This window comes from Stakelama saccharophila (assembly GCF_032229225.1).
In the GTDB taxonomy this organism is placed as follows: Bacteria; Pseudomonadota; Alphaproteobacteria; order Sphingomonadales; family Sphingomonadaceae; genus Sphingomonas; species Sphingomonas saccharophila.
The window spans coordinates 2,937,715-2,964,017 of sequence record NZ_CP135076.1 but is presented as its reverse complement, the minus strand read 5'-3'; the positions used below and the strand labels follow the sequence as shown (position 1 = coordinate 2,964,017).

The window sequence follows — 26,303 nt, the reverse complement described above, 5'->3', positions numbered from 1 at the left end:
CGAGAGACCCCAAACGTCGCTCAACGCGTCTGGGAGCTTGTCGTACGTCGGATAGGTCCTATCGCTTCCGCGACGCAGCGATATGCCGCACCGGCGAGGAATTCCTTGTGGCTGACGGGTGAAAGCAACTCCTCGATCGCGTGCCAGGGCTTGATGGCGGCATAGTCGCGGCTGACGCCGAACGGGCGGTTGATGAAGATTGCCAGGTCGATGAGCCATTTCGGCCAGTGCTCGGGTTCCTTCAGCCCGAGACAAGCGAAGCGTGCCCCCGGTTGCAGTCGATCTGCTACGCGCGCTACCACCTCGGCGTGATCGGGCAGCATTTCGAGTGCGAATGTTGCCACCGCGCCGTCAAGTGCGTCTGGCAAGTCGGCGGTTCTGAGGTCACCGCATCGTAGCTCCACATTGTCCCAACCGTTATCGGCGACCCGTTCACGGGCCTTGGCCAGCATTTCCGGAGAAAGATCGATGCCGACGACCCGGCCGGTCGGTCCGACCCTCCGGACCAACATCGCGAGGTTCGCGCCGGTCCCGCAGCCAAGATCGACGACCGTTGCGCCGGGCCGAAGGTTCAGCGCATCGATCGAAGTCGCGCGCTGTCGGCCAATTCCCGCGAGCCGGTAAATGACCAGAGCGGCGTCATAGAATTTCGCGGTCCTGCCATAGACCTTCTTAACTTGGTCATTCTCGAGAACCATCACTCGTCACGGTAGCATGTCGACTGCTCTTGCTGAAGAGGAGTATTGAAGCCATCCTCGCCAATTCATGCTATATCAATACATAGCCCGTGCGGCGTCAGGATACATTTTTGAGTTTGACTAAGCACGCGGTGGCACTATGGATGCACGCCGCATGCGAGGATTGATCGCTCTTGTTCTGGGAACGCTGCTGTCGCTGTCATTGGCGGCAAGTGCGGTCGCGCATGTCATGGAGGCGCCGGTTTCGCATCTTGCCGGCGCGGTCGAGTGCACCGCCGATAACGACGGCAAGACCGGCGATAGCGACGGTGAGAAGTCCGCACCGCACGCTCATGCCTCGCATTGCCATCACCTGATTGCGCCCGTGGATGCGGTCGCGTCCGAGGTCCCGGTATCGCTGCGGGATATCGGTCTTGCGCTTCCGTCACGGCCGCTGGATCCGGCACCGTCCGACGGCATGCTGAGGCCTCCGCGCGCCTGACAAATGCGTCCTCCCCCTCACGGGGGATGTCCGTTCGTCAGGAGATAATTCATGTATCGTATCGTCGCCGCGGCCTTCGCCGTGGCCGCGACCGGCTGGGGCACATCGCCCTTGTCGGCGCAAACCGTGGCCGGACCGCCGGCCACGATGGGGCCTGTCGCGCAAGGCGCGCCGCCAGTATCGTCCACGGCAAAGCTGCCGGAGCGGCTCAGCCTTGCGGAAGCGCTCGCCCTAGCGGCGGCTCGCTCGCCGCGCATCGTGGACGCGCAGAGCCAGGTCGACGCTGCGCGTGCACGCGTTCGCCAGGCAGGCTTTCGGGTAAACCCCACGCTCAGCGTCGAGGCTGAGAATTTCCTGGGCTCCGGCGCTTTCGAAGGGTTTCGAAGCACCGAGCTGACCGCCTCGATCAACCAGCAGATCGACCTTGCCGGCCACCGCAAGGCGCGCGTGTCGGTAGCCGAAGCTCAGCTATTTGCCGAAACCCTGCGGCTGGCGATCGCGCGCGCCGACCTCATCCAGGACGTCCGGCAGCGCTTTGCCCGGGCGGTGGCGGCGCGAGAGCAGCTTACGGTCGCACGCGACAATGCCGATCGGTCTCGCGAACTCGCCCGCATCGCGGGGGAACTGGTCGATGCCGGACGCGAGCCGCCGCTGCGTGCGCTACGCGCCCGCGCCGCACTTGCCCGCGAGCAGGCGGCGGTCGAGTCGGCACAGGCAGAAGAGCAGGCCGCGCGCGCCGCGCTCGGCACCTTGCTTGGCAGCAAAACGCCGCCGGCACAGGTGGTCGGCGCTGTCGAGGTGCCGATGCCGGCCAGCATCAGTGCTCCGGAAGCGCTCGATGTGCTACTCGCCCGCGCGGAAACGGCGATTGCCGAAGCGCAGGTGAGCAACGCGCGGGCCGAGGGTCGGGTCGATCCGTCGATCGGTCTGGGTGTGAAGACGGTGCGCGAAACGGGCGATGTCGGACTGGTGGCGGGCATATCGCTGCCGCTGCCGGTCTTCGACCGCAATCAGGGCAATATCGCTGCCGCCGGTGCCGAACGCGTCGCTGCGGAAGCGAGGCTGGTCGATGTCGAGAACCGGACCCGGGCGGAAATCGACACCGCGCGTGCCGAGCTGCGCGCCGCTGACGCGCGCCTGACCGCCCTGCGCGACAGCGGGATCGGCGAGGCAAAGGAAGCGCTGCGCCTTGCCGACCTGTCCTATCGCGCCGGCAAGTCGTCGCTGATCGAATTGCTCGATGCCCAGCGAAGCCTCGCGCTTCTCCAAACCGATCTGATCGATGCGCGGCGCGCCCGCGCGGAGGCAGCGGCGGCGCTTGCGCGCCTTGCCGCGCCCTTCACCCAGGGGACCAACTGACATGAATCGCAACATCATCGCCGCGTTCGCGGCAATCGCCATCATATCCGGCGGCACCGGATATCTGCTCAGCGGAAGCGAGGACGCATCGCCCGACCAGGCGCCGGCGACCGCGCCGGAAACCGCCACTACTCCCGACAGCGTCGCGATGACGCCCGAGCGGATCAAGGCCGCCGACATCGCGCTGGTCGAGGTCGGCCCGGGTGCGTTCGGGTCCGAAATCGTCGCCCAGGGCTCGATCGAGGCGCCGCCCAGCGGCGTCGCCGTCCTCACCGCCGGTGCCGAGGGGCGCATCACCCGGATCACCAAGCAGATCGGCGACGCCGTCTCGCGCGGCCAGACGGTCGCCCGCATCGAGAGTCGCGACGCAGCCGATATTTCCGGCGACTTGCGTGCGGCGCAAGCGCGTGCCGCCCAGGCAAGGGCCGAATATGAGCGCGAGCAGCGCCTGTTCGATGCGAAGGTCACCGCCGAGGCCGATCTGCAAAAGGCCCGCGCCGACTATCAGGCCGCGGTCGCCGCAGTCGATGCGGCGCAGGGTTCCGCTGCCGCGGCGGGCGTGACCGGGCGCTATGTGCTCGTCCGATCGCCGATTTCGGGAAGCGTCACCGCGGCGCCGGCCAAGCTCGGCAATTATGTCAGCCCGGAAACCGAGCTGTTCCGCATCGCCAACCCCAATCTCGTCCAGGCGCAGGTCTCGGTGCCGGTCGCCGATGGCCGCCGGATCGAGCGCGGCGCGCGTGCCGTGATCGAGGCGGGCGGGCAGGAGATCCCGGCGCGGGTTCGCTCGGTCACGCCGTCCGCCAATCCCGAAAGTCGCACGCTGACGGTGATCCTGACGCCAACCGCCGGCCGTAGCATGTTGACGCCGGGTGATTACATCCGCGCTCGCATCACCGCCGCAAAGGGTGGTGAAGCCGGCCTGTCGGTCCCCGCCGAAGCGGTGCAGTCGGTCGGCGGGCGCGACGTCGTCTTCGTGCGGACGGACAAGGGCTTCGCCCCGCGCCCCGTGCAACTCGGCGCGCGCACCAGCGCGGCGGCGCAGATCCTGAACGGGCTGAAGCCCGGCGAGACGATCGCCGGCGCCAATGCCTTCCTCCTCAAGGCCGAACTCGAAAAGGGTTCGGGCGAGGAAGAGTGACCGGACCGATCAGGAGATACGCGACATGCTAGCCAAGCTAATCGACGGATCGGTCCGACACCGGTATCTGGTCCTCTTCATCATCGCGGCGATCGCGGCCTTCGGGTTGTTCCAGCTCAAGAAGCTGCCGATCGACGCGGTTCCCGACATCACCAACAATCAGGTGCAGATCAATTCGGTCGCGCCCGAGCTATCCCCCGTCAACATGGAAAAGCTGGTGACGTTTCCGGTGGAAACGTCGCTTGCGGGCATCCCGGGGCTGGAGACGACACGCTCGATCACCCGCAACGGGTTCAGCCAGGTCGTCGCGATCTTCAGCGACGATACCGACATCTATTTCGCCCGCCAGCAGGTCGGCGAGCGGCTTAACCAGATCGGCGACGCGCTGCCGCAGGGTGTGCAGCCGACCATGGGCCCGATCTCGACCGGTCTCGGCGAAGTGCTGATGTGGTCGATCCGCTATGCCGAGCCGGGGACCAAGGATGCCAAGGTGCGCGACGGCAAGCCGGGGCCGCAGAGCGACGGGTCCTATATCACGCCCGAAGGTCAGCGGCTGACGACCGAGACTGCCAAGGCCGCTTATCTGCGCACCGTTCAGGACTGGATCGTCGCGCTTCAGATGCGAACCGTTCCCGGCATTGCCGGCGTCGACTCGATCGGCGGCTACCAGAAGAAGTATCTGGTCCAACCCGACCCCGCGAAGCTTTCCTCCTACGGTCTGTCGTTCATGGATGTCGCCGACGCGCTCGAACGCAACAACCTCTCGGTCGGCGCGAACTATGTCAATCGCGGGGGCGAGGCGTTCCTCGCTCGGGTCGATGCGCGCATCACCTCGATCGACCAGATCGAGAATGCGGTGATCGCCGACCGTGCCGGCGTTCCCATCCGCCTGTCCGACGTCGCCTCGGTTTCGATCGGCGGCGAGCTGCGCACCGGCGCGGCATCGGAAAACGGCAATCAGGCGGTGATCGGAACCGCGCTGATGCTGCTCGGCGAAAACAGCCGGGCAGTCGCGCAGGACGCTGGCGAAAGGTTGGAACAGATCAGGCCGTCGCTTCCGCCGGGGGTAGAATTGCAGGTCGTGCTCGACCGCTCGAAACTGGTCAACGCGACGATCGAGACGATCCAGAAGAACCTGACCGAAGGTGCGCTGCTCGTCATCGTGTCGCTGTTCCTGCTTCTCGGCAATTTCCGCGCGGCGATCATTTCCGCGCTCGTCATCCCGTTTTCGTTTCTGATGATGGCGATCGGGATGAACTGGCTGAAAGTGCCGGGCAATCTGATGAGCCTCGGCGCGCTTGATTTCGGGCTGATCGTCGATGGCACGGTGATCATCGTCGAGAATTTCCTGCGCCGCATGGCGGAACGGCAGGAACATGAAGGCCGGCTGCTGAACGTCGGCGAGCGGCTCGAGGAGGTTGCGGGCTCGGTCAAGGAGATGATCCGGCCTTCGTTGTTCGGACAGGCGATCATCCTGATGGTGTTCGCGCCGCTGCTGACCTTTACCGGCGTCGAGGGCAAGACCTTCTCGCCGATGGCGATCACGGTGATGCTCGCACTGGTCGCCGCGTTCATCCTGTCGATGACGTTGGTGCCCGCGCTACTGGCGGTGGTCATCCGCGGACGGGTCGCCGAAAAGGAGGTGCGGGCGATTGCCTGGCTCAAGGATCGCTATGCCCGCGGCCTGCCGCGCGCGCTGGCGCGCCCCTGGGTCACGATCGGAACGGGCGTCGCGGTGTTCGCGCTGTCGCTCGTCGTGTTCCAGTTCGTCGGGCGCGAGTTCATCCCGCAGCTTGATGAAAAGGACTTTGCCGTCTCGGCGATTCGCATCCCCTCCACCTCGCTCGAACAATCGGCGAAGATGCAGCGCGACGTCGAACGCGCGCTGATGAGCGTGCCAGAGGTCGACTACGTATTTTCCAAAACCGGCACCGCCGAGGTGGCGTCCGATCCGATGCCGCCGAACCGGTCGGACAGCTTCGTGATGCTCAAGCCGGAGGAGGAATGGCCCGATCCGGACCTCAGCAAGGCGGAACTTGCGAAGAAGCTCGATGCGAAGCTGCAACCGCTGGTCGGCAACGCATTCAGCTTCACTCAGCCGATCGAGATGCGGTTCAACGAACTGATCTCGGGCGTGCGTGGCACGGTCGCGATCTCGCTTTACGGCGACGATCTCGACCAAATGGCGACGACGTCGGAACAGATCGCACGCGTCCTGCAATCGATCGACGGCGCGGCCGACGTCCAGGCCGACCAGACCGGGGGCTTCCCGACTCTCGACTTCCGCTTCGACAGAGCGGCAATCTCCGGATTGGGGCTGCAGGTCGAAGATGTCGCCAAGACGGTTTCGGCCGCACTCGGCGGCCGCGAAGCAGGCGTGGTGTTCGAGGGTGATCGCCGGTTCGACGTTGTCGTGCGCATGCCAGACGCCACCCGCGACAATATCGACGCGATCGGTGCGATTCCGGTCATGTTGCCGCAAGAAGCGAGCGCAGGACGCCATTCGGTGCCGCTGCGACAGCTCGTCGACTTCAAGGAGGTCGAGGGGATCAACCAGATCAGCCGCGTCAACGGTAAGCGGCGTGTCGTCATCCAGTCGAATGTGCGCGGGCGTGATGTCGGCACCTTCGTCGCCGAAGCGCAGGCGAAGGTCCGAAGCCAGGTCGATCTGCCAGCGGGCATGTATCTCGAATGGGGCGGGCAGTTCCAGAGCCTGCAGGCGGCGTCGCAGCGGCTGATGATCGTCATTCCCATCGCGGCGGTGCTGATCTTCGTTCTGCTCTTGATGGCGCTGGAAAGCATCGGGATGGCGGCGGCGATCTTCGCCGCGGTTCCGCTGGCGATTTCGGGCGGCATCTTCGCGCTGTTCCTGACCGGGCAGCTCTTCTCGATCTCGGCGGCGGTCGGCTTCATCGTGCTGTTCGGCGTCTCCGTGCTGAACGGTCTGGTAATGATGACCAGCATCCAGGCCAGGCTCAAATCGGGCATGGAAGTCGGCGAGGCGATCGAGGGCGGCGCGATGGAGCGCTTCCGCTCGGTGCTGATGACGGCGATCGTGCCGTCGCTCGGCTTCGTGCCGATGGCGATCGCGCACGGCACCGGGGCCGAAGTGCAGAAGCCGCTGGCGATTACGGTGATCGGCGGGCTCATTACCGCGACCATCCTGACGCTGTTCGTGCTGCCGGCGATCTCGAAGCTGGTGCTCGGACGACGGCGCAAGGAAGCAGCAACCGAGCTTCACCATGAACCGGCGAACGCTTGACGAGAGGAGAGGTGAGATGAGCGAAGAAGCAATGTTGCTTCGGCTTTATACCGATGAGAATGCCCGCCACGGCGATGAGGCGGTAATGGATTTGGTCGTCCGGCGCGCGAGGCGCGCCGGGCTGGCCGGCGCGACCGTCCTGCGTGGCCGGGCGGGTTTCGGTGCCCGAACGGCGCCGATCCATGAGCATCACGCGTTCGGTATCGCGGACAATCTGCCGGTGGTGATTGAAATGGTCGACCAAGAGGCTGCGCTCCGTGCGTTCGCCCATACGGTCGCCGATCTTCATCATATCGGCCTGATGACGCTCGAGCGCGTCGAAACGCTGATGCCGCTTCGGCGCGACTGACAGAAAGGGAAAGGACCATGGGCGGTCATCACCACCACGGACATGATCACGGCCATTCGCACGCCGGGCACGGCCATGCTCCGGCGAGTTTCGGCACGGCGTTCGCGGTCGGCATCGGCCTGAACGTCATATTCGTGGTGATCGAGGCCGCCTATGGCATTCTATCCAATTCACTGGCGCTTCTCGCAGACGCCGGTCACAATCTGAGCGACGTTTTCGGGCTCGTCATCGCCTGGGTGGCCTTGCTCGTCGCGAAGAAGGCGCCGACCTGGCGCTATACTTACGGCCTGCAGGGCAGCTCGATTCTCGCAGCGCTCGCCAATGGCGTGTTCCTGATGCTGGCAGCGGGCGCGATCGCCTGGCAGGCGGTGCTGCGCTTTTCCGATCCCGAGCCGGTCGCCGGTAATACGGTGATGATCGTCGCCGCGATCGGCATCGCGATCAACACCGGCACCGCGCTGATGTTCATGCGCGGCCGCAAGGGCGACATTAACATCCAGGGCGCGTTCCTGCACATGGCGGCCGATGCGGCCGTGTCGGCGGGCGTGGTGCTCGCCGGGCTCGCCATCCGCTATACCGGGTGGAATTGGCTCGACCCGGTCACCAGCCTCTTGATCGTCGCGGTTATCGTCTGGAGCACTTGGGGGCTGTTGCGGGAGGCATTCGCCATGTCGCTCAACGCCGTGCCGTCGGGGATCGATGCGAAGGCGGTGGAGGAGCATCTGGCGCAGATCGACTGCGTGACGGCGGTACACGACCTGCACATCTGGGCGATGAGCACCACCGACACCGCATTGACCGCACATCTGGTCGTGCCCGCCGAACACGACCGCGATGCGTTTCTCCACGACGTTGCCGCCGACCTGCACGAGCATTTCGGTATCGACCACACCACGCTCCAGATCGAGCGCGATCCCAAGGCGTGCGCGCTCGAGCCGGCGGACGTGGTGTAGCATCGTGCAGGCGCTCACCTACACGCTCATTCCCCTTGCCGCGCTTGCGATCGGCGCCCTGACGACGCTTCGCTTCAATGCCGGACCCCTGCTTCGCAGCGCCGTCCAGCATCTCGCAGCGGGCGTGGTATTCGCGGCGGCCGCGGGTGAGATTTTGCCCGACGTCAAACATGGCGGCTCGCTGCTCGCGGTCATCGTCGGCGCACTTACGGGTATCGCGGCGATGCTGCTGCTCAAGGCATATAGCAGCCGCACCGAGGGGGCGACCGGGCTCGCTGTGGCCACCGGCCTCGACCTCGCCATCGACGGATTGGTGCTCGGACTGGGCTTCGTCGTGGGGGCGCGGCAGGGCATGCTGCTCACCATCGCATTGACGCTGGAGGTGCTGTTCCTCGGCTTGACGCTGGTCGGGGCATTCGCCGAGACGCTTTCGCGTGGACGCGCGGTGTTGATGACCATGCTTGTCGGCCTGGCGCTTCCCATTGGCGCGCTGCTCGGCCAGCCGATTGCTGCGCTACCCGAAGCATTTCGCGCCGGCTGCTATGCCTTCGGTCTGATGGCGCTTCTCTATCTCGTCACCGAGGAACTGCTGGTCGAGGCGCATGAAAAGCCCGAGACGCCGGTCGCGACGGGCATGTTTTTCCTCGGATTTCTTGCCATTCTGGTCATCGAGGAATTGATGCGCGGGTAAGGCTTTGCCAAAAAGGAGCATGGCCAGCTATCTCGCTTATGTCGGTGCGGCTTTCGCGGAAATCGCCGGCTGCTTCGCCTTCTGGGCGTGGCTTCGGCTCGACTGGTCTTCGCTCTGGGTTCTGCCCGGCATTGCGTCGCTCGCGCTTTTTGCATGGTTGTTGACACTCGTCGACACGGACAGGCCGGGCGCGCTTTTGCAGCCTATGGTGGTGTCTATATCATGGCGGCGATCGGCTGGATGTGGATTGTCGAGAAGACGCCCCCCGACCGCTGGGATATCCCGCCGCGGTGTGCCTCGCGGACTCGGCCGTCATCCTCTTCGCCCCGCGGTCGGCCTGAGCGGAATGACCGAAATGGCTTATAGGCGACCGGACGCCCTTCTTCGCTGATCGCGCAAAGCGGCTATCATCCGCAGGCCGCGCCACCAGCCCGTCGTCCACAACAGCCAAACGGTGGTCGAAGAAAGCGTGGCGGTCAAACCGAGCCGCTGTAACTGCGCGCGGAGCATCTCTGACATCGGCAGCAAGCACCCCAGTGCGCCGATGCTGGCGGCGAGCAGAACAATGATGAGGGGACGTCTCACGCCTCTTGCCGCGATGCCATCTTCACCCTTCGCTCCGGGACGGCGGACCTTCGGGCGCCAAAGCCTGCAGGATGTCGCATTCGCCGATTGCCCCGCCTGTGCAGGAATTCACCAACCCGCTCAGTTCGCGCCGCAGCGACGAAAGGTCGACGATCTTACGCTCGACTTCCGCAAGGTGCTGACGCGCGATGGCGTCGACGCGTTCGCAATCGGCGCGGGCGTTGCGTGTCAGCGCCATCAATTCGGTGATCTGCTCCAGCGAAAAGCCGAGATCGCGCCCGCGCTTGATAAAGCTCAGCCGAGCGAGCGCGGCCGCGTCATAGTCGCGGTAGTTGCCGGCGTTCCGCGCCGGCTTCTCGAGCAGCCCGCTCTTCTCATACCAGCGGATGGTTTCAACGCGAACGCCGGTGCGGCGCGCGAGTTCGCCAATGCGCATGTGCCGATCCCTTGACCCTGTAGCGACTTCAGGGAGCATATGGCGTTCATGTTTGATTTTTCCACTCCGCACGGAGACCGCGATGCCATGTTGTGATTGCTCGTCCGAGGAGGCGCCGGCCAATGATCCCCATTGGCGGCGCGCGCTGTGGATCGCGCTCGCGGTCAACGCGGCAATGTTTGCAGGCGAGATTGTCGTCGGCCTTGTTTCGGGATCTCAGGCGCTACGCGCCGACGCGCTCGATTTTCTCGGCGATTCGGCCAATTACGCGATCAGTCTGGGCGTCGCAGGTTCGGCACTTGCCTGGAGAGCGCGAGCGGCGGTCGCCAAGGGTGCAACGCTTGCGCTCCTGGGAATGTCTGTCCTGGTTTCGACAGCGATCGCGGCATGGCATGGATCGGTGCCGCACGCCGATATGATGGGCGTGGTCGGGATCATCGCCCTTGTCGCGAATGGTGGCGTGGCAGTCATGCTGTTCCGCTATCGCGACGGCGATGCCAACCGGCGATCGGTTTGGATTTGCTCGCGCAACGACGCCATCGGCAACATCGCGGTTGTGGCAGCCGCAGCCGGCGTGTTCGGGACCGGCACGGCATGGCCCGATCTCATCGTCGCCGCGATCATGGCAGCACTCGGCATATCGGGCGGATGGCAGATTCTGCGCCACGCGATGCGCGACCTGTCCGAGGCGCGATCGGCACGGGAATCCGTCTCGATCTGAAATCTGAAAGTAAGAATGCGTTGCAATAGCCTTGACCCTATAGCGGCTTCAGGGATTATTGCGCGCGCTATGAACTTCCGGGAATCGCATCCGACATCGCGTCTCGCCTACCGCAGCACAGCGACGCAACGGCTCTTGCTGGCGCTTCTGACGGCGATGATGCTGGTGATGGTTGGCGGCGCTGCCTCGGCGCAGACGGTAGACGCCGGAACTGCCGGTAAGGTGACAACGACCTGGAAGCTGCTCGACTATATGGCGGTCGACTATGACGGGGCGGTGCGCAACGGCAAGATCGTTAGCCGCGGCGAATATGCCGAAATGACCGAATTCGCGGCCACCATCGTGAGCACGATCGGCGATTTACCCAGCCGACCCGGCCGTAGCGCGCTTGTGCAGCAGGCGGGGGCCCTACAGCGTCAGGTCAAGGCGAAGGAAGGTGGCGACCGGATCGCCGCGACTGCCCATGCGCTGTCAAAGGCGCTTCTCGCCGCATACCCGGTCGCGATCGCGCCCGAGACGCCACCGGATGTCGCGCGTGGCGACCGGTTGTTCGCCGACAACTGCGCCGCCTGTCACGGCGCCAGCGGCAATGGCAAGGGACCCAACGCCGCTGCTCTGGATACGCCGCCGATCGCCTTTACCGATGCCGGCCGCGCTCGCAAACGAAGCCTTGCCGCGCTCGAGCAGGTGATCACACAAGGCATCGACGGAACGGCGATGCAGAGCTTTCGCGATTTGCCGCCCGGCGATCGCTGGGCGCTGGCGTTTCGGGCGGGTGAATTCGCTTTTTCCGAAGCCGATGTTCAGCGCGGCAAGGCGCTCTGGCGAAACGAGGCTGCCATCCGATCGCGCATTCCCGACCTGAAAGCGCTGGTTACGACGACGCCCGCCGCGCTGGGCGAGGCGATCGGCCAGCAAAAAGCCGACGTCGTGATGGCCTATCTGCGCATGCACCCGGAGGCGGTGGCGCGCGCCTCGACAGGGGGAGCCGGCGACTCCATCGCGGTCACTCGGACGAAGCTCGATGCGAGTTTGGCAGCATATCGCGCCGGTGACGCGAAAAAGGCGAAGGCGCTGGCGCTTTCCGCGTATCTTGACGGGTTCGAACCCATCGAGCCGCTTTTGAGCGCCAAGGACGCCGGCCTGATGGCGAATATCGAGACCCGCATGGGGGCGTTCCGCGCCGGCATCGGCGACGGAATCTCGTCCGGCGAGCTGGCGTCACGGGCCGCGGCGATCGAAACGCTGCTCGACGATGCGTCGGCTGCACTGTCCCCGCAAGCGTCAAGCGCCGTTTCGACCTTTCTCGGAGCGTTCACCATTCTCCTGCGCGAAGGCCTGGAAGCTCTGCTCATCGTTGTCGCCATGCTTGCCTTTCTTCGCAAGGCGGAGCGGGTCGATGCCCTTCGTTATGTGCATGGCGGCTGGATATCCGCTCTCGCCGCCGGCGGCGCGACCTGGGCGGTGGCCACCTACGCGATCGGCATCAGCGGCGCGAGCCGCGAGCTGACCGAAGGGCTGGGCTCGCTCCTGGCTGCGGTGGTTCTGCTGTCCGTCGGGATCTGGATGCACGGCAAGAGCCACGCCGACCAGTGGCAGCGCTATATCCGCAAAAAACTTTCAGGTGCGCTCAATCGCCAATCCGGCTGGTTTCTGTTCGCGCTGGCTTTTGTCGTTGTCTACCGCGAGGTGTTCGAGACGATCCTCTTCTATGCGGCTCTTTGGGCGCAGGGTAACGGCGCGGTGATGCTGCTCGGCGCGGGCGCCGCCATCGGCGTGCTTGCGCTGATCGCTTGGGCGATGCTGCGCTACAGTCGCTCGCTGCCGATCGGCACCTTCTTCCGCTACAGCGCATGGCTGATGGCGATCCTTACGGTGGTGCTGGCCGGCAAGGGTGTCGCCGCGCTTCAGGAGGCCGGTTGGATTGATATCGCGCCGCTCGCCGAAATGCCGCGAATCTCAATGCTCGGAGTGTTTCCAACGTGGCAATCGGTGCTGGCGCAGATTGTCGCGCTGGTCGCGATCGTGATTGGATTCGTCCTGAACGACCGGCAAAAGCGGCCGCAAACCGCCGCGTAAATGGTGGCTGCCACGTGCGAACCGCGCGACCACAAGTTCAGGGTATCGCAGCGCGGTCTGGCTATTCCGCCATCGGCGCCTGCCAGATTCCTTTGGCGGCGTCGGCATTTATGACGCCGATGATGAGATCGGGATAGACAGACCGCCACACGATGGTGACCAAGCCCGCGACGATGATTGGAATATTGGCGAAGACGTCGGTACCGGCAACCGCAATAGCAAGATCGGTCTCGGCCATTTGAGTTCAGCGACCAGAGACCTTTGCGCATCGCGTGTCCGCCCAACGCGAAAGTCTACGCGATGCCCAGCGCCGTCTGGGCAATGTCCAACCGATACGGACCGATTCCGACAAAGTCCTCGACGTCCGGCGGACGACGTAGTGGGGCCGCAAGCGGGCTTCTACGGCGCGCGTCGTGGCGGTTACTACCTCAGAGCCCGCAGTCAGAATAGCGGATGAATTGCCATGCGCGAGCGCAATCGCTTCGCGAGGATGCAGGTGCGGAATGGCTTGCGTTAGTCCGTGCTATTAGGCGCGCAGGCGAGCAACAAAGTCATCAATACTTGACTTTAGGATCAAGCTGCGACGGCCGATATGAACCAGTTCCAGCTCACCCGAGCCAATCAGCTCGTATAGTTTTGTTTTGCCGATACCCAGCATCTGTGCCGCTCGATCGGCGCGGACGCAAATGGGCGTATCGAGCCGGTCTCGGTCAGGCACGCAGCTTGAATCAATTGATCCACTCATGATTTTGCCCGCCGCGCTTTTGCGAAGCCTCGATCGCTCTCGAGAAAACTGGTGAGCATATAGGGAACGAGGTTACCGACCGGCTCGGCCCGGCCATAGACTGCCTCGTAGACGGCGGCGTATTCGGTTAGCGCCTGATGTAGATCCGGGGCCAGGTTGATGGTCATCTTGACCGGCTTTCGCTCAGGCAATTTTGCAAGTTTCAGGTCGGGCATCTCAATTCTCCTTGGATCGTGGTGGCAGGATCAGATCGTGATGCACGACCAGTCGAACGGGTGTTCCCGGACGGATCGTGATGGTCGGTTGAATGCGAAGATCGCGCGAAATGAGTTGATCGCCGGCGCGCGATGCGTTTTGCTGCGTCGACTCACGTATTGCCTGGACGAGGTCACTTTCGCCCGTAAATGTCAGATTGGAACCGATACCCAGGAGTGTCGATACGGCAGCGCCCTTGAGCAGCGTCCAGGTGTGGAAATCGACTTTGTCGGCAAGGCCGGCATAGCCTGCGGGATCGGTTGCCGGCACATTATCCATGCGAAGCGACCGTCCATCGGGAAAGATGATGCGTTGCCAGACGATCAATGCGCGCCGCTGACCAAAGGCGACAACACTGTCATAGCTGCCGATGAGGCGCGCGCCTTGTGGGATTAGAAGAATGCGTCCCGTCGGGCTGTCGTAGACGCGCTCGGTGACCTGGGCGATCACAACCCCGGGAAGATCGGATCGCAATCCGGTGATGAGGCTGGCTGGAATGACGCTTCCGGCCGATAATATGTAGGGCGATGCCGCTGGCTCGATCTCATGCGGGTTCACGTCACCCTTGGTGTCGAGTGAGGCCATGAATTCGACCTTGTGCGGCGACGCATTCGGAAAGCGCCCGGCACTCGAGCCTGTGGGAATTTGTGGGGATGGCGTGGACATATCGGACGCCGTCGCCGGCTTGGGTGATTGATCGTGTCCTTCGTTTGCGGATCGAATCATCAAGGCAGACCTTCGCGCGCTATCAATCTCGGCCAAGACCCGCTCGTGCTTGGAATTCCGCGTATCGGCCGGTCCGCTTTGCCCGTTCGCAGGAAGCATATTCTGAGCACGCTGATGATCGAGAATGGGCTGACCGAGGTCTCCCGGAAGCGGCGGCCCGAGTTTGGGCGCGTCAGCGTAGCTGGTCGGCAGGTTGCCGAAGCTTCCGGCGGGAAGCCTGGCGGGCTCGCTGCCATCGCTCGGCGTTGAGATAAGATGCAATGCCTGGGGCTTGAGCGAGTACCAGGCCGCTGCGACGACGCCGACGATGGCGGTGGCTGCGATCAGGATGACGATGCTGCGCCGAAAACGGATCGCGCGGCTAGGCTGTGCTCGCAGAACGAGCGTTTCGGGATTCTCCTTCGTCTGGGCGGATGTCTTCGGCCCCTGAGTTGACTCAGATTGAACATGTGCGGCGGGTTCGGTCATAATCCGCTCCGCGCCACTGGGGCGGTTCGCGCAATTTGAACGGTCTTTTGATGTTTCGTGCCGAGCCGCAGCTCGGCGATATCAAACAGCCGATCGACGATGTAAAACCGCCCTTTGACGCGATAATTGACAAGGCTGATGGTCTTGTCGCCGTCAACGAGAAACAGCGGTGGCGCTTCGCCGACGCCGATCGATGCCGGAAATTCGATGAAGGTCTGCCGTCCATCGTCAAAGGCACGTACTGGACGCCACGCCGGATGATCGCCGCTGATGCGATACCCGAAATGAAGCTGTTCGACATCGAGACCGGTTGCGACTGGCGCCGCCGCTTCGGCGGTCTCGCGAGCGCGCTTGACGGCCAGCAGCGCGTCTTGCGGGTAGCGCCAGGAGAGCGCGGACATCGCCGCGCCATCGCTGCTGGTAAGCGCAAGATGATAGGTCCGCCGATCGGTCGTGATAACCAAATTGGTCGATAATTTCGGGGCGATTGGCTTTACGAGAACATGAACGCGCCGATCAGGTCCCGCGCCGCTGCTTGTGTCGCCGATCACCCATCTGACCGTGTCCCCGCTCGCGACCGCGACAAGCGCCTCGCCCGCCTGCAGGGCGATGTCGGTGACATGCTCGGGGGCGGCATAGAGCCGATACACGGCGTCATCACTATAGGCGTAAACCGCGCCCGCATTGACGAAGTCGCCACTGACCGGTTCGACCGTCGCCGCCGTTGTCGCTATTCGAACCGCGTCGGGCGGACTCGCTTCGGTCTGGTGCCGGCCAAGGGCCTGGATTGGCGCCGCCGATACAGGGACGGCAAGCGTTGGAGCGAGGAGGATCGGCAAAATTGTCGTATAGCGATACGCGGTCATGGCTGGATCTCCGGAGAAGAAGAGGGAAGGACAGTGTCGCCGCCATTCACGGTGGCTGCGGCAGGCGCGGTGACAGCGGGATCGAGCTCGCGACTCCAGTCGATGCTATCGATGTAAATGCCGAGCGGGTTGCGACGCAGTATCTCGGCAGAAGCGGGAGCGTGGTGGACCACGCTCACGATGCCGGTCCAATGCGAGACGCCGACTTGCGTACCCCGCTCAAACGCGGTCTGTGTCCATTTGATCTGGAATGACTGGTCCGATGCGCGCACCACGCTGGTCACCTGAACCGAGATCGTCCGCTCGCCAATCGACGCGAACGGATCGCTGGCACGCGCATAGGAATCGAGATAGCGCGCGCCGCGTTTGGTGACGAACGCATAGGCCGAAAGCCAGTTCTGACGCATGAGCACGGGATCGAGCGAGACCGAGCGTATCTGTTCGATGAACCGCGAAAGGTGCCAGGCGATTTCGGGATCGTCCGGACGATAGTCGCGGTTGGCTGGACTGACCGATCGCGCTTCGCCGAGATGATCGACTTCCACGACATAGGGAACGATGTGGCTTTGAAGCGACTGCCAGACGAGCGCGCTCGACATGCCGGCCGTCAGCAGCAAGCCGCCGAACGCCATGATCCGCCAGTTTCTTGCCTGAAGACGGGCCGAGCCGATCCGCTCATCCCAAATTTGGCCAGCACGTTGATAGGGCGTTGCGGGCTCGGGTGTATGTCCGTAGCGCTGGACACTGCGTTTAAAGCGCATCGTTCAATCCTCCTTTTCCTTGATGTCCGGGGTGGCGCCGCTGCCGCCGCGGTCGCCTTCACGCAGCGTCTGGAGCGCGACATGGCGGTGATGACGGGCGTTCTGCTGGCGGCGAAGGTCGCGTGCCCAGCCGGGCGCGCCGCCAGTCGCGCCACTTGTCGTTGGCTGGCCTGACCCACCAGCGTTGAGGGCTGACCAGGCAGCGGCGCGACCCGACTCGGAGGCTTGCCGGAGTCCGAAGGCTTGGCCGGCACGCTGCCGCGCCGCGCCCCCGGCGGCACGGGCGACGCCACCCATGCCCGAAGCGATGCTCGATGAACCTGAACCTTCCTGACCGAGCGTATAAGCCGTCGAAGCGGCCGAACCCATTGCCGTCCCGGCCCGAACCGCGCCGACCGCCGCACCACCTGCAAGCCGTGCCGCGCCGATGGCGGCACCACCGCCAAGCGCTACCACGCCGGCGGCGCCAATTGTCGAACCGAGGGCCGCGCCAGCGCCAAGTTGCGGCGCTCCCGCGACGAGGCCCGAAGCGATGCCGGGGCCGAAGATGCCGAGACCGAAGAGCGACAAGCTGGCGAGCACGAGGCTCATCGCTTGACCGATATCGGGTTCCTGGCCCTGAAGCGCGCCGGTGAACTCGCTGAAAAAGTTCGAGCCGATGCCGACGATCACGGCGAGCACCATCACCTTGATCCCCGACGAGACGACATTTCCCAGCACACGCTCGGCGAGGAAACTGGTCCGCCCCCAAAGTGCGAATGGCACGAGGATGAAACCGGCGAGACTCGTCAGTTTGAACTCGATGATGGTGACGAACATCTGCACCGAGAGGATGAAGAAGGCGATGATGACGATGATCCAGGCGAACAGCAGCACCGCGATCGTCAGAAAATTGTCGAAAAAGCTGGTGAAGCCCATCAACTTTGCGGCCTGGTCGAGCAACGGCCACGCCGCTGAAAAGCCGGTTGCCGCGAGGCGCCCCGGTTTGAGCAGGTCGTCAGCGGAGAGCGTCCCGCCACCGGCCGTCAGCCCCGCTTGCGCGAACGACCTGAAAATGATGTCGGCCAGCGTCGCGAAACGGTTCAGGATGAAGGCGAAAGCGCCGATATAGAGGATCTTGCGCAGGAACCGGCCGATGACGTCCTGCTCGCCGCCCATCGCCCAGAACAATCCTGCAAGCGTGATGTCGATCGCGATCAGCGTCGTGGTCAGAAAGCCGATGTCCGGACCCAGCAGGCCGAATCCGCTGTCGATGTAGCGGATAAAGGCATTCATGAAGCGGTCGAGGACGTTCAGGTCGTTCACGGATGATGATCCTGGTGGCCGTGGAGAAGAGAAGGTCGCGGGGCGCGCGGGGGAGCGTACGCGCCCCGCGACGGTGACGGACGGAGGGCGAATCCGCCGTCACCTCTCGGACTCAAGCCTATTGGGGCGTGTAGGCCGAGCCGGAGCCGAGAAAGCGTTTCGTGGTCGCGCGGGCGTCGCTTTCGGCTTGCGCGCGTCGCGCCGCCTCGACCGCTTGAGCGCGATATTGTGCCGCCATCATATTCTGGACCTGAAGCTGTTGCTTGGCGGTGAGCGCAAGCAGCTGATTGGTCGCCTGTTGAACCTGAAGCGCGCCTTCGGCGCCTTGGCTACGCGCGATAAGCGTGCGCAGGGTCGCGGCGTCCGAGGCGACGTTTTCGACGACCTGCGCCTGAACCGTCATCGTCTCGTGATAGGCGTCCATCGCGGTGCCGAGCCGGGTGCGCGCCGCGATCACACGCTCATCGCTCGACAGCGCCTGATCAAAGTCTCTTGGAAAGAGCCGACGAAATTGCCGGTCGAGGCCATCAACCCGAAATCCAACGCCCTTTGCCTCGCCCATCAATTGGTCGATTTGCTGGAGCGTCCGGTTGAGCGTCTCTACCTCGGGAAAATCAACGCGGCGAAGATTCTTCGCCTGATTGAGGAGCATCGACGCTTCATTTTGCAGCGACTGGATCTGGTTGTTGATTTGCTGGAGGGTGCGTGCCGCCGTAAGCAAATTTTGACTGTAGTTGCTCGGATCGAACACGGTAAATTGCGCCGCGGCGGGCGTCGCGGGGAGAGTGAGCGCGACGCCGAACGACACCAAAGTGCCGAGCGTGAGGGCAGACGAAACGAAATATTTGCGGGCGTCGAAGGACATTGTCTTACTCCTGTGCTGATGAGGTGTCGGGAAATTCCGCGAGCAGATCTGCCGCCCAGGACAGACCGGAGGCGGTGAGGAAGCGGGCGGCCAAGCCGTCCTGCCCGCCATTGGCGATGAGCGCGTCGATCTGCGCCTGCGTCGCGGGATCGGCCGCGCCACACAGCGCGAGCGCGATGGGGCCGAGACCGAGTTCGAACAGGCGGTTGCCGCGCGCTGATTGCAGATAATAATGCCGCTTGGGCGTCGATCGGCTGATCAGTTCGACCTGGCGCTCGTTGAGGCCAAAACGTTCATAGGCAGCGCGGCTTTGTGGCTCGATCGCACGATCATTCGGCAGGAAGATGCGCTGCGGACAGCTTTCGATAATGGCCGGTGCGATCGCGCTGTGGGTAATGTCGGCGAGACTCTGCGTCGCGAACAGAACCGAGACGTTTTTCTTTCTGAGCGTCTTGAGCCATTCACGAATTCGCGCGGCGAACAGGGGATCGTCGAGCAGACTCCAGGCTTCGTCGAGCAGCAACAGGGTCGGGCGACCATCGAAGCGCTTTTCGATGCGGTGGAACAGATAGGTGAGGACGGGCGCGACGACGCCTTTGCGCAGCATAAGCGCCTCGGTCTCGAAGCATTGCACATCGGCAAAGGCGAGCCGCTCGTCGTCGGCGTCGAGCAGCCCGCCATAAGCCCCATCGAGCGTATAGGGCGCAAGCGCGGTCCTGAGCGCGTTCGACTGGAGCAACAGACTAAGCCCGGTAAGGGTGCGTTCTTCGCGTGGCGCGCTCGCAAGGTTGCCGAGCGCCGACCAGATCAGCTCCTTGATATCGGGGGTAAGATTGACCTGTTCGTGGGTCACCAGGGCCGCGACCCACTCCGCCGCCCAGCTGCGTTCATCGACGTCATCGATATCGCGCAGCGGCTGGAAGCTGAGCCCTCCGCCATCGCCATGCTCCGGCCGAGGACCAAGGGAATGGTGACTCCCTCCCATCGCCAGCACCGCGGCGCGCGCCGAAAACCCCATGTCGAACACAATGATCCGGGCATTGGCGTAGCGACGGAATTGCAGCGCGATCATCGCGAGCAGTACGGATTTGCCCGCGCCGGTCGGACCGACGACGAGCATATGGCCGACATCGCCGACATGGGTCGAAAGCCGAAACGGCGTCGTGCCGCTGGTTTGGGCGTACAGTAGCGGCGCACCGTCAAGATGATCGTTCTTCACCGGGCCGGCCCAAACGGACGAGAGCGGCATCAGGTGAGCGAGATTGAGCGTATGAATCAGCGGCTGACGGACATTGGCGTAACTTTGGCCAGGCAGGGATGAAAGCCATGCCTCGACCGCGTTCACGCCCTCGCGCATGCTGGTAAAGCCCAGCCCGTTGACGATCCGCTCGACGGCGCGGAGCTTGTCGTCGACCCGGACGCGGTCCGTGTCGGTAACCGTGATAGTGGTGGTCAGATACCCGAACGCGACATGGTCGCCGCCAAGCGATTGGAGCGCCAGGTCGGCGTCAGCCACCTTGTTGTCGGCGTCGCTGTCGAGCAATTGCGCCGGCTGACTGTAGAGCACTTCACGCAGGAGCGCAGTGATCGACTTGCGCTTGTTGAACCACTGACGACGAAGGCGGGTGAGGATCTTGGTCGCATCGGCCTTGTCGAGCGCGATGAAGCGCGTCATCCAACGATAGGAGAAATCGGTGGCATTGAGCGCGTCGAGAAGGCCGGGCCGGCTGGTATTTGGAAAGCCGAGGATCGTCAGGGTGCGCAAATGCGCGGTCCCGAGCATCGGCTCGAGACCCCCGGTCAGCGGAGTATCGGCGAGGATCGCATCGAGGTAAACCGGCGTGTCTGGCGCGCGCACGACGTGCGGGCGCGTCGATATGGTCGCATGGAGATAGGTCAGGGTCTCGGTGTCATCCAGCGGATGAACATCGGGCATGAAGCCCGCGAGCAAATCGAGCGCACGATCGGTTTTCGCTGCAAAGCTTGCAAGGCTGGCGTGCCAGTCGCGGCCCTCTTGCCGACTATCGCGCTCCACCAGCGCGCGTCCGGCGGCATCGCTGCTGTCGGCGGGCGGCATCCAGACCAGGGTTCCAAAATACCGGCTCTCGAAGTGCCGACCCTCGGCTTCGAAGGCGGCGCGACGTTCGGCATCGACGAGCCAGGAGACAGGATCGGGGAAGCGGCTGACCGGATAATCTAGTGCTTCACGGCGGACTGCTTCGAAGAACAGCGCCCAGCCCGTCCCGAACCGCTTGAGCACGTTATTGGCGCGCGCGGATGCGGACACCAGTTCAGCCTCGGTCGCGCTTTCGAGATCGGGACCGCGAAACGTAAAGCTTCGCTGAAAGCTGCCGTCCTTGTTGAGGACGACGCCCGGCGCGACCAACGCTGCCCATGGCAAGTGGTCGGACAGCCGGTCAGCGCGCTGGCGATATTCATGGAGCGCTAACATGCCAGATAGCCCTTCTGGCGCAGATGGCGGATCAGCACGGGCGCGAAGTCGGGATCGTGGCGCGCAGCGAACACCGCAAGGCTGTGCCCGACGGCCCATAGTGCGAGGCCGGCGATCCATTGCTGGAGGCCAAGACCGACAGCGGCGGCAAGCGTTCCGTTGACGATCGCAAGCCCGCGCGGCGCACCGCCGAGCAGGATCGGCGAGCCGAGACTGCCATGGATGGGCACTTCGAAACCCTCGATATGGTGGGACGAAATCGAGGTCATGCGACCAGCGCCCCGCCGCCAAAGCTGAAGAAGGAAAGAAAGAAGCTCGACGCGGCAAAGGCGATCGACAGGCCGAAGATGATTTGGATGAGACGGCGAAATCCACCCGCCGTCTCGCCGAACGCAAGCGTCAATCCGGTGACGATGATGATGATCACCGCGACAATCTTCGCGACCGGCCCCTGCACCGATTCCAGCACCTGCTGAAGCGGCTGTTCCCAAGGCATGCCCGAACCGCTCGCCCAGGCGGTGGTCGAGGTCGTGGCTGAGAGAAACGCGGCGGCGATAAAGCAAGCCGCGCGGCGACGAAGGCGCATTGGGTACATGGTCAGTCTCCTTGACTGTCGGGGGGTGTGAGGGGGGTGATGTCGAGCACGGCGTAGCCGCCGTCCGGATCGAGACCGGCGACGCGCGCGAGCGTCTCGACCCGGCGCGCGGTTCCCCGGCCGGAAATGAACACGATCAGATCGATCGCATCAGCGATCAGTCGCTGGGGCACGGTGACCACGGCTTCCTGGACGAGCTGCTCGAGCCGGAAAAGCGCTGCACCGGCGCCGTTCGCATGAACCGTCGCGATGCCGCCGGGATGGCCGGTATTCCAAGCCTTGAGCATATCGAGCGCTTCGGGGCCCCGCACTTCGCCGACGATGATGCGGTCGGGCCGCAGCCTCAGTGTCGAGCGGACAAGATCGGCCATCGACACCGCACCAGCGCGAGTCCTGAGCGCGACGGTATCGGCCGCGGGCGATTGGAGCTCGCGCGTATCCTCGATCAGGATCACGCGCTCGTCGAGATGGGCCATTTCGGCAAGCAGCGCATTGGCGAGCGTGGTCTTGCCCGAACTGGTGCCGCCCGCGACAAGGATATTACGCCGATCGACGACAGCCAGGCTCAGCAACCGCGCGACTTCGGCCGACATGATCCCATCGGTCACATAGTCCATCAGCGTATAGAGCCGGGTCGCGGGCTTACGGATCGAAAAGCAGGGCGCGAGACTGACCGGCGGCAACACGCCTTCGAACCGCTCGCCGGCGCCGTCACCGAACGGCGGAAGTTCCGCCGATACGATCGGTGCCGTAGCATTCACCTCGGTACGAGCATGGCTGGCGACCAATCGGACGATTCGTTCGATTTGAGCGGGATCGTAGCGCACGCCGGTACCGATGCGGCCTTCGCCAAGCCGATCGAGGCGCAGCTCTCCATCGGGGTTGACCATGACTTCGAGGACAAGCGGATCGGTGAGGGCGGCGGTGATTGTCGGCCCCATCGCGGTGCGCAGCATGGTTCGGCGGCGGCCATCGCTACCGGCATCGAAGGTGTCGCCGCTCACGAGATTTTTCCGGTATCGGATGTTTCACCGAGCGTACGATGCTCCGAGGCGATTTGGCGCGCCACCTGGGACACGAACTTGTCGAACCGTGCCTGGCCGACCGCGATCGCGGCGGCGTCCCCTTCGGGAAGCGGCGCGGTCACCATCAGCTGGTAGCGGATGAACAGCGACAGGCTTTCGAGCAGCACTTCGATGTCGCGGCGGGTATGGCCGATCTCGCGACCGAGTCGGTCGAGCCGGCGCTTCAGAAGATCGTCAATCTCCTTTGCGCCGCGCCGTTCAAGCCAATCACGAATCGCGTCATTGACGAGCCGTGACTTGTTGCCGGCCTCGCCCGCGGCGAGCGCCTGGAGCGCCTCGGCGAGTTCTCGATCGATATAGAGGTTCTGGCGTATTTTCATCGCTCAGATCCCCGGCACCAGATCGTGGTCGCTTGACTGATTGAGCCCGTAGCCCCGCGCGACCGCGCTCAGGCTGCGCGCCTGATCCATGGCGCGCTTGTCCTGCGCGGGATCGTCGTCCTCAGCGGCCACAAGGGTCGGCTCTTGCGGTTCTGTCGCGCGAGGCGCGTGTTCGGGCAGCCCAGGCTGACGCTGCTGCTCGCGTCCGCCATCTCGAGTGCAGGCCTCGTCTTCGGCATCCGGTCGATCGCGATCGTCGAGGCGGACTGCGTCTGCCCAAACATTCGGGCGGTCAGCCGGACGGTCACCATAGCGGCCCTTGGCCAGGACGGGTGGTGCGGTGTCGCGCGCGGCAAAATTGCCGTCGGCGAAATAGCGCAGCTTGGTCGCCCGAATCGGCGCGAGACCGGCGACGAGCACAAGCTGCTCGTCGGACGGGAGCTGCATGATTTCGCCGGGGGTCAGAAGCTGGCGCGCGGTTTCCTGGCGGCTGACCATGACATGCGCGAGCCACGGCGCGAGGCGGTGACCAGCATAATTACGCATCGCGCGCTGCTCGGTCGCCGTGCCGAGCGCATCCGAAATGCGTTTTGCCGTGCGCTCGTCATTGGTCGCAAACGCCACCCGGACATGACAATTGTCGAGGATCGAATTGTGCTCGCCGTAAGCCTTCTCTATCTGGTTAAGGCTCTGCGCGATCAGGAACGCGCGGATGCCGTAACCGGCCATGAAGGCGAGACTGGTCTCGAAGAAGTCGAGCCGACCGAGTGCTGGAAACTCATCCAACATCATCAGTAGCTTGTGTCGATGTTCGGCGACGGTCGGTTGATCGAGGCGTTCGGTTAGCCGCCTGCCGATCTGATTGAGCACCAGGCGCACCAGCGGCTTGGTGCGGCTGATGTCCGAGGGCGGGATGACGAGGTAGAGCGAAAGCGGCTGCTTGCCCTCGACGAGATCGGCGATCCGCCAATCGCAACGCGAGGTCACCGCGGCCACGGTCGGATCGCGGTACAGGCCGAGAAACGACATGGCGGTCGAGAGCACGCCCGAACGTTCATTTTCGCTCTTGTTGAGAAGTTCGCGCGCGGCCGAGGCGACGACCGGATGCGGGCAGGGGGTCTTTTCGGTGCCGAGATGATTGGTTGCCATCATCTGTCGAAGCGTCGCGACGAAGCTACGTTTGGGGTCGGATAGAAAGGTTGCGACGCGGGCGAGCGTCTTTTCTTCCTCGGCATAGAGAATGTGGAGGATGGCGCCGACGAGCAGCGCGTGGCTGGTCTTCTCCCAATGACTGCGGCGTTCGAGCGCGCCTTCGGGGTCGACGAGGATGTCGGCGATGTTCTGGACGTCGCGCACTTCTTGGGCGCCGCGACGCACTTCGAGCAGCGGATTATAATGCGCCGAGCGGCGATCGGTCGGGTTGAACAACAGGCAATGCGAAAAGCGCGACCGCCAACCCGCCGTCAGCTGCCAGTTTTCGCCCTTGATATCGTGAATGACCGCCGAACCGGTCCAGGACAGCAAGGTGGGCACGACAAGGCCGACGCCCTTGCCCGAACGGGTCGGGGCGAAGGCCATGACATGTTCGGGACCGTCATGACGCAGATAGCGGTCGTCGAGACGGCCAAGCATGACGCCTTGATCGCGTAGCAGGCCCGCCCGTTTGATTTCGCGCGTTGTCGCCCAACGTGCCGAGCCATAAGTGGTGACATTGCGAGACTGGCGTGCGCGCCACAACGACCCGAAAATGGCGGCACCGCAGCCGGTAAAGCCGCTGGCACCCGCGAACATGCCGGCGCGATCGAAAATCCGCGGGGCATAGGCATTGAAATGATACCACCACGGAAATAGCGCCCAGGGACGGTAGATCGGCGTGCCAGCGAAGCGAAACCACGCGCCGCCCAATTCCGGTTGATAGGCGAGCGCCGCTGCGACCCACTGGGTCGAAGCCCAGAGACCGAGGAGGACGATCCCGAAAACGACGAGAATCTGACCGAGAAGAAGTTTGGTGGGCGTCACGTCGAAGCTCCCATACGGAACGACGACGGTCGAACCGGATGGCCTCAGACTCGATCAGAGACGATGGAAACGGAACGGTGCCGAATGGCCTTGAAGAGCTCGCTATGGCTCGTTGCGCTGATTGGAACGGCCACCGTCAGAGGCGTTAGAGGCCCGCGGCGGTTCGAAGTTCGTCTATTCGTTGCTGTGAGACGCCAGCGACTAAATTGCGCAAATCGCGGACCGAGCGCGTCAACATTTCGAGGTCCTCGGTGCCGATGGTGAAATTCGCCGAATAACGCGCTTCGACATAAGCGCGCTTGAGCAGTTCGAACCGGCGCCGCTCGAGACGGGTCGCACGGGGCCAGGCAGCGACGAGCCGGGGTTCGCTATCTTCGGCCAGCGACCGCAGGAACTTGATATTGTGCGACCGGGGGAAATAGAGCGTGCGGACGAGCAGGAAGCAGGCGTACGCGGTTTCAGTCGCTTGATGCAGATTGAAGGCGGCGTTGCGGGTCCATTCTGTGTCTGAGGCACCTTCCTCCATCGAAACTTGGGCTAGCTTCAGCCATCGATTAACCGCTGGCAGTTGTTTCGACAGATATGCTCCGCCCATTTCGTATGCATCTGCAGGCGTAAGTGGTTTGGGTGTCGCGAGCGTGCTGCCGGGCAGCTCGTAAAGCACGATGCCGTCGCGCGCGATATCGATCCAGAAATATTCGCCGCGACTGAGCGCCTGGTTCACTTCGTTGAGGGTATGGACGATGATATTGACCGGACGGTCGATTGCGGAATCGCGCTGGATCAGATCCTCGGCGATATACCAATAGTCCGCGATGTCGGTCAGATCGGGATGGCTGACGATCACGAGCAGATCGAAGTCCGACTGATAGCCCCTGTCCGGATCGTCAACCCAGTCGCTGCGCGCATAGCTGCCGAACAGGATGATCTTGAGAATCTTCCCGTTCTTTTTCCAGGGCTGGGTCGCGCGCGCGATCGCGGTCGCGAACTCGGCCATCAAATGCCGCGTGACGCGTTCCAGCTCGCCTTGCTGTGTCGGCGGCAAATGGTCGAGATTAGTGCGCATCGCGGACATCTTCGCGCGCG

26 protein-coding genes and 1 pseudogene are annotated in these 26,303 nt (G+C 63.8%); 10 read left to right on the top strand and 17 right to left on the bottom strand.

The window, feature by feature from the left end; translation table 11 throughout:
• Positions 1-20: 20 nt before the first annotated feature.
• A complete protein-coding gene (locus RPR59_RS13835; RefSeq protein ID WP_188656370.1) occupies positions 21-698 on the bottom strand; it encodes a class I SAM-dependent methyltransferase in 678 nt (225 codons plus the stop codon).
• Positions 699-837: 139 nt separating this feature from the next.
• Here RPR59_RS13835 and RPR59_RS13830 point away from each other — a divergent pair, with 139 nt between their 5' ends.
• From RPR59_RS13830 to RPR59_RS13795, 8 genes and pseudogenes are all read left to right on the top strand, one after another.
• Entirely contained in the window at positions 838-1,179 is a 342-nt protein-coding gene (locus tag RPR59_RS13830) for a hypothetical protein (protein WP_313915021.1), read from the top strand.
• A 51-nt stretch (positions 1,180-1,230) separates the two neighbouring features.
• Positions 1,231-2,538, top strand: coding sequence for a TolC family protein (locus RPR59_RS13825; RefSeq protein WP_313915020.1), 1,308 nt, complete (start codon positions 1,231-1,233; stop codon positions 2,536-2,538).
• Between the two features lies 1 nt (position 2,539).
• Positions 2,540-3,679, top strand: a complete 1,140-nt coding sequence (locus tag RPR59_RS13820; RefSeq protein WP_162848764.1) for an efflux RND transporter periplasmic adaptor subunit — start codon at positions 2,540-2,542, stop codon at positions 3,677-3,679.
• A 25-nt stretch (positions 3,680-3,704) separates the two neighbouring features.
• Positions 3,705-6,941 (top strand): efflux RND transporter permease subunit, encoded by a 3,237-nt coding sequence (locus RPR59_RS13815; RefSeq protein WP_133494283.1) that lies wholly within the window; start codon positions 3,705-3,707, stop codon positions 6,939-6,941.
• A gap of 16 nt (positions 6,942-6,957) precedes the next feature.
• Complete coding sequence (locus tag RPR59_RS13810) at positions 6,958-7,290, top strand: DUF190 domain-containing protein (RefSeq protein WP_133494282.1); 333 nt, start codon at positions 6,958-6,960, stop codon at positions 7,288-7,290.
• Positions 7,291-7,307: 17 nt separating this feature from the next.
• Positions 7,308-8,243, top strand: coding sequence for a cation diffusion facilitator family transporter (locus tag RPR59_RS13805; protein ID WP_313915013.1), 936 nt, complete (start codon positions 7,308-7,310; stop codon positions 8,241-8,243).
• A 4-nt stretch (positions 8,244-8,247) separates the two neighbouring features.
• Positions 8,248-8,934 (top strand): ZIP family metal transporter, encoded by a 687-nt coding sequence (locus RPR59_RS13800; protein WP_313915011.1) that lies wholly within the window; start codon positions 8,248-8,250, stop codon positions 8,932-8,934.
• 19 nt (positions 8,935-8,953) lie between these two features.
• Positions 8,954-9,275 (top strand): annotated as a pseudogene (locus RPR59_RS13795) (YnfA family protein).
• Positions 9,276-9,541: 266 nt separating this feature from the next.
• Here the strand turns inward: RPR59_RS13795 and RPR59_RS13790 are convergent.
• The gene (locus tag RPR59_RS13790) at positions 9,542-10,123 is read right to left on the bottom strand and encodes a MerR family transcriptional regulator (RefSeq protein ID WP_313915009.1); all 582 of its coding nucleotides are present in this window, start codon (positions 10,121-10,123) and stop codon (positions 9,542-9,544) included.
• Between RPR59_RS13790 and RPR59_RS13785 the strand changes: the two genes are divergently transcribed.
• Both RPR59_RS13785 and RPR59_RS13780 read left to right on the top strand, forming a co-directional pair.
• Positions 10,038-10,676 carry a cation efflux transmembrane domain-containing protein gene (locus RPR59_RS13785; protein WP_133494278.1) on the top strand — a complete coding sequence of 213 codons (639 nt, stop codon included), beginning with the start codon at positions 10,038-10,040 and terminating at the stop codon, positions 10,674-10,676. The genes RPR59_RS13790 and RPR59_RS13785 overlap by 86 nt on opposite strands.
• 156 nt (positions 10,677-10,832) lie before the next feature.
• Entirely contained in the window at positions 10,833-12,755 is a 1,923-nt protein-coding gene (locus RPR59_RS13780) for an FTR1 family protein (RefSeq protein WP_373287493.1), read from the top strand.
• Between the two features lie 61 nt (positions 12,756-12,816).
• Here RPR59_RS13780 and RPR59_RS13775 read toward each other — a convergent pair whose 3' ends face one another.
• The 15 genes from RPR59_RS13775 to RPR59_RS13705 all read right to left on the bottom strand — a co-directional run bounded on the left by RPR59_RS13775 (position 12,817) and on the right by RPR59_RS13705 (position 26,283).
• Complete coding sequence (locus RPR59_RS13775; RefSeq protein WP_162848763.1) at positions 12,817-12,993, bottom strand: hypothetical protein; 177 nt, start codon at positions 12,991-12,993, stop codon at positions 12,817-12,819.
• 288 nt (positions 12,994-13,281) lie between these two features.
• Positions 13,282-13,413, bottom strand: a complete 132-nt coding sequence (locus RPR59_RS13770; protein ID WP_313915005.1) for a helix-turn-helix domain-containing protein — start codon at positions 13,411-13,413, stop codon at positions 13,282-13,284.
• 83 nt (positions 13,414-13,496) lie between these two features.
• Entirely contained in the window at positions 13,497-13,715 is a 219-nt protein-coding gene (locus RPR59_RS13765) for a DUF2274 domain-containing protein (protein ID WP_133494275.1), read from the bottom strand.
• Between the two features lies 1 nt (position 13,716).
• Positions 13,717-14,949: a TraB/TrbI/VirB10 family type IV secretion system protein gene (locus RPR59_RS13760; protein ID WP_133494274.1), complete on the bottom strand. Its 1,233-nt coding sequence runs from the start codon at positions 14,947-14,949 to the stop codon at positions 13,717-13,719.
• Positions 14,946-15,815, bottom strand: a complete 870-nt coding sequence (trbG, locus tag RPR59_RS13755; protein ID WP_133494273.1) for a P-type conjugative transfer protein TrbG — start codon at positions 15,813-15,815, stop codon at positions 14,946-14,948. The genes RPR59_RS13760 and trbG overlap by 4 nt, the downstream gene beginning before the upstream one ends.
• On the bottom strand, positions 15,812-16,576 hold the full coding sequence (trbF, locus tag RPR59_RS13750; RefSeq protein WP_133494272.1) for a conjugal transfer protein TrbF: 765 nt from the start codon (positions 16,574-16,576) through the stop codon (positions 15,812-15,814). Before trbF ends, trbG begins: the two co-directional genes overlap by 4 nt.
• Before the next feature lie 3 nt (positions 16,577-16,579).
• Positions 16,580-17,881: a P-type conjugative transfer protein TrbL gene (gene trbL / locus RPR59_RS13745; RefSeq protein ID WP_133494271.1), complete on the bottom strand. Its 1,302-nt coding sequence runs from the start codon at positions 17,879-17,881 to the stop codon at positions 16,580-16,582.
• Positions 17,882-17,999: 118 nt separating this feature from the next.
• On the bottom strand, positions 18,000-18,746 hold the full coding sequence (gene trbJ / locus RPR59_RS13740; RefSeq protein WP_313914999.1) for a P-type conjugative transfer protein TrbJ: 747 nt from the start codon (positions 18,744-18,746) through the stop codon (positions 18,000-18,002).
• Between the two features lie 4 nt (positions 18,747-18,750).
• Complete coding sequence (trbE, locus tag RPR59_RS13735; protein WP_284054000.1) at positions 18,751-21,198, bottom strand: conjugal transfer protein TrbE; 2,448 nt, start codon at positions 21,196-21,198, stop codon at positions 18,751-18,753.
• On the bottom strand, positions 21,192-21,467 hold the full coding sequence (locus RPR59_RS13730; protein WP_133494268.1) for a VirB3 family type IV secretion system protein: 276 nt from the start codon (positions 21,465-21,467) through the stop codon (positions 21,192-21,194). The genes trbE and RPR59_RS13730 overlap by 7 nt, the downstream gene beginning before the upstream one ends.
• Positions 21,464-21,784: a TrbC/VirB2 family type IV secretion system protein gene (locus RPR59_RS13725; protein WP_373287494.1), complete on the bottom strand. Its 321-nt coding sequence runs from the start codon at positions 21,782-21,784 to the stop codon at positions 21,464-21,466. Before RPR59_RS13725 ends, RPR59_RS13730 begins: the two co-directional genes overlap by 4 nt.
• Positions 21,785-21,795: 11 nt before the next feature.
• Entirely contained in the window at positions 21,796-22,749 is a 954-nt protein-coding gene (gene trbB, locus RPR59_RS13720; RefSeq protein WP_284054057.1) for a P-type conjugative transfer ATPase TrbB, read from the bottom strand.
• Positions 22,750-22,793: 44 nt separating this feature from the next.
• Positions 22,794-23,198, bottom strand: a complete 405-nt coding sequence (locus tag RPR59_RS13715; protein WP_133494266.1) for a ribbon-helix-helix protein, CopG family — start codon at positions 23,196-23,198, stop codon at positions 22,794-22,796.
• Between the two features lie 3 nt (positions 23,199-23,201).
• Positions 23,202-25,217: a conjugal transfer protein TraG gene (locus RPR59_RS13710; RefSeq protein WP_313914994.1), complete on the bottom strand. Its 2,016-nt coding sequence runs from the start codon at positions 25,215-25,217 to the stop codon at positions 23,202-23,204.
• A 145-nt stretch (positions 25,218-25,362) separates the two neighbouring features.
• The gene (locus RPR59_RS13705) at positions 25,363-26,283 is read right to left on the bottom strand and encodes a HEPN domain-containing protein (RefSeq protein WP_313914993.1); all 921 of its coding nucleotides are present in this window, start codon (positions 26,281-26,283) and stop codon (positions 25,363-25,365) included.
• Between the last annotated feature and the right edge of the window lie 20 nt (positions 26,284-26,303).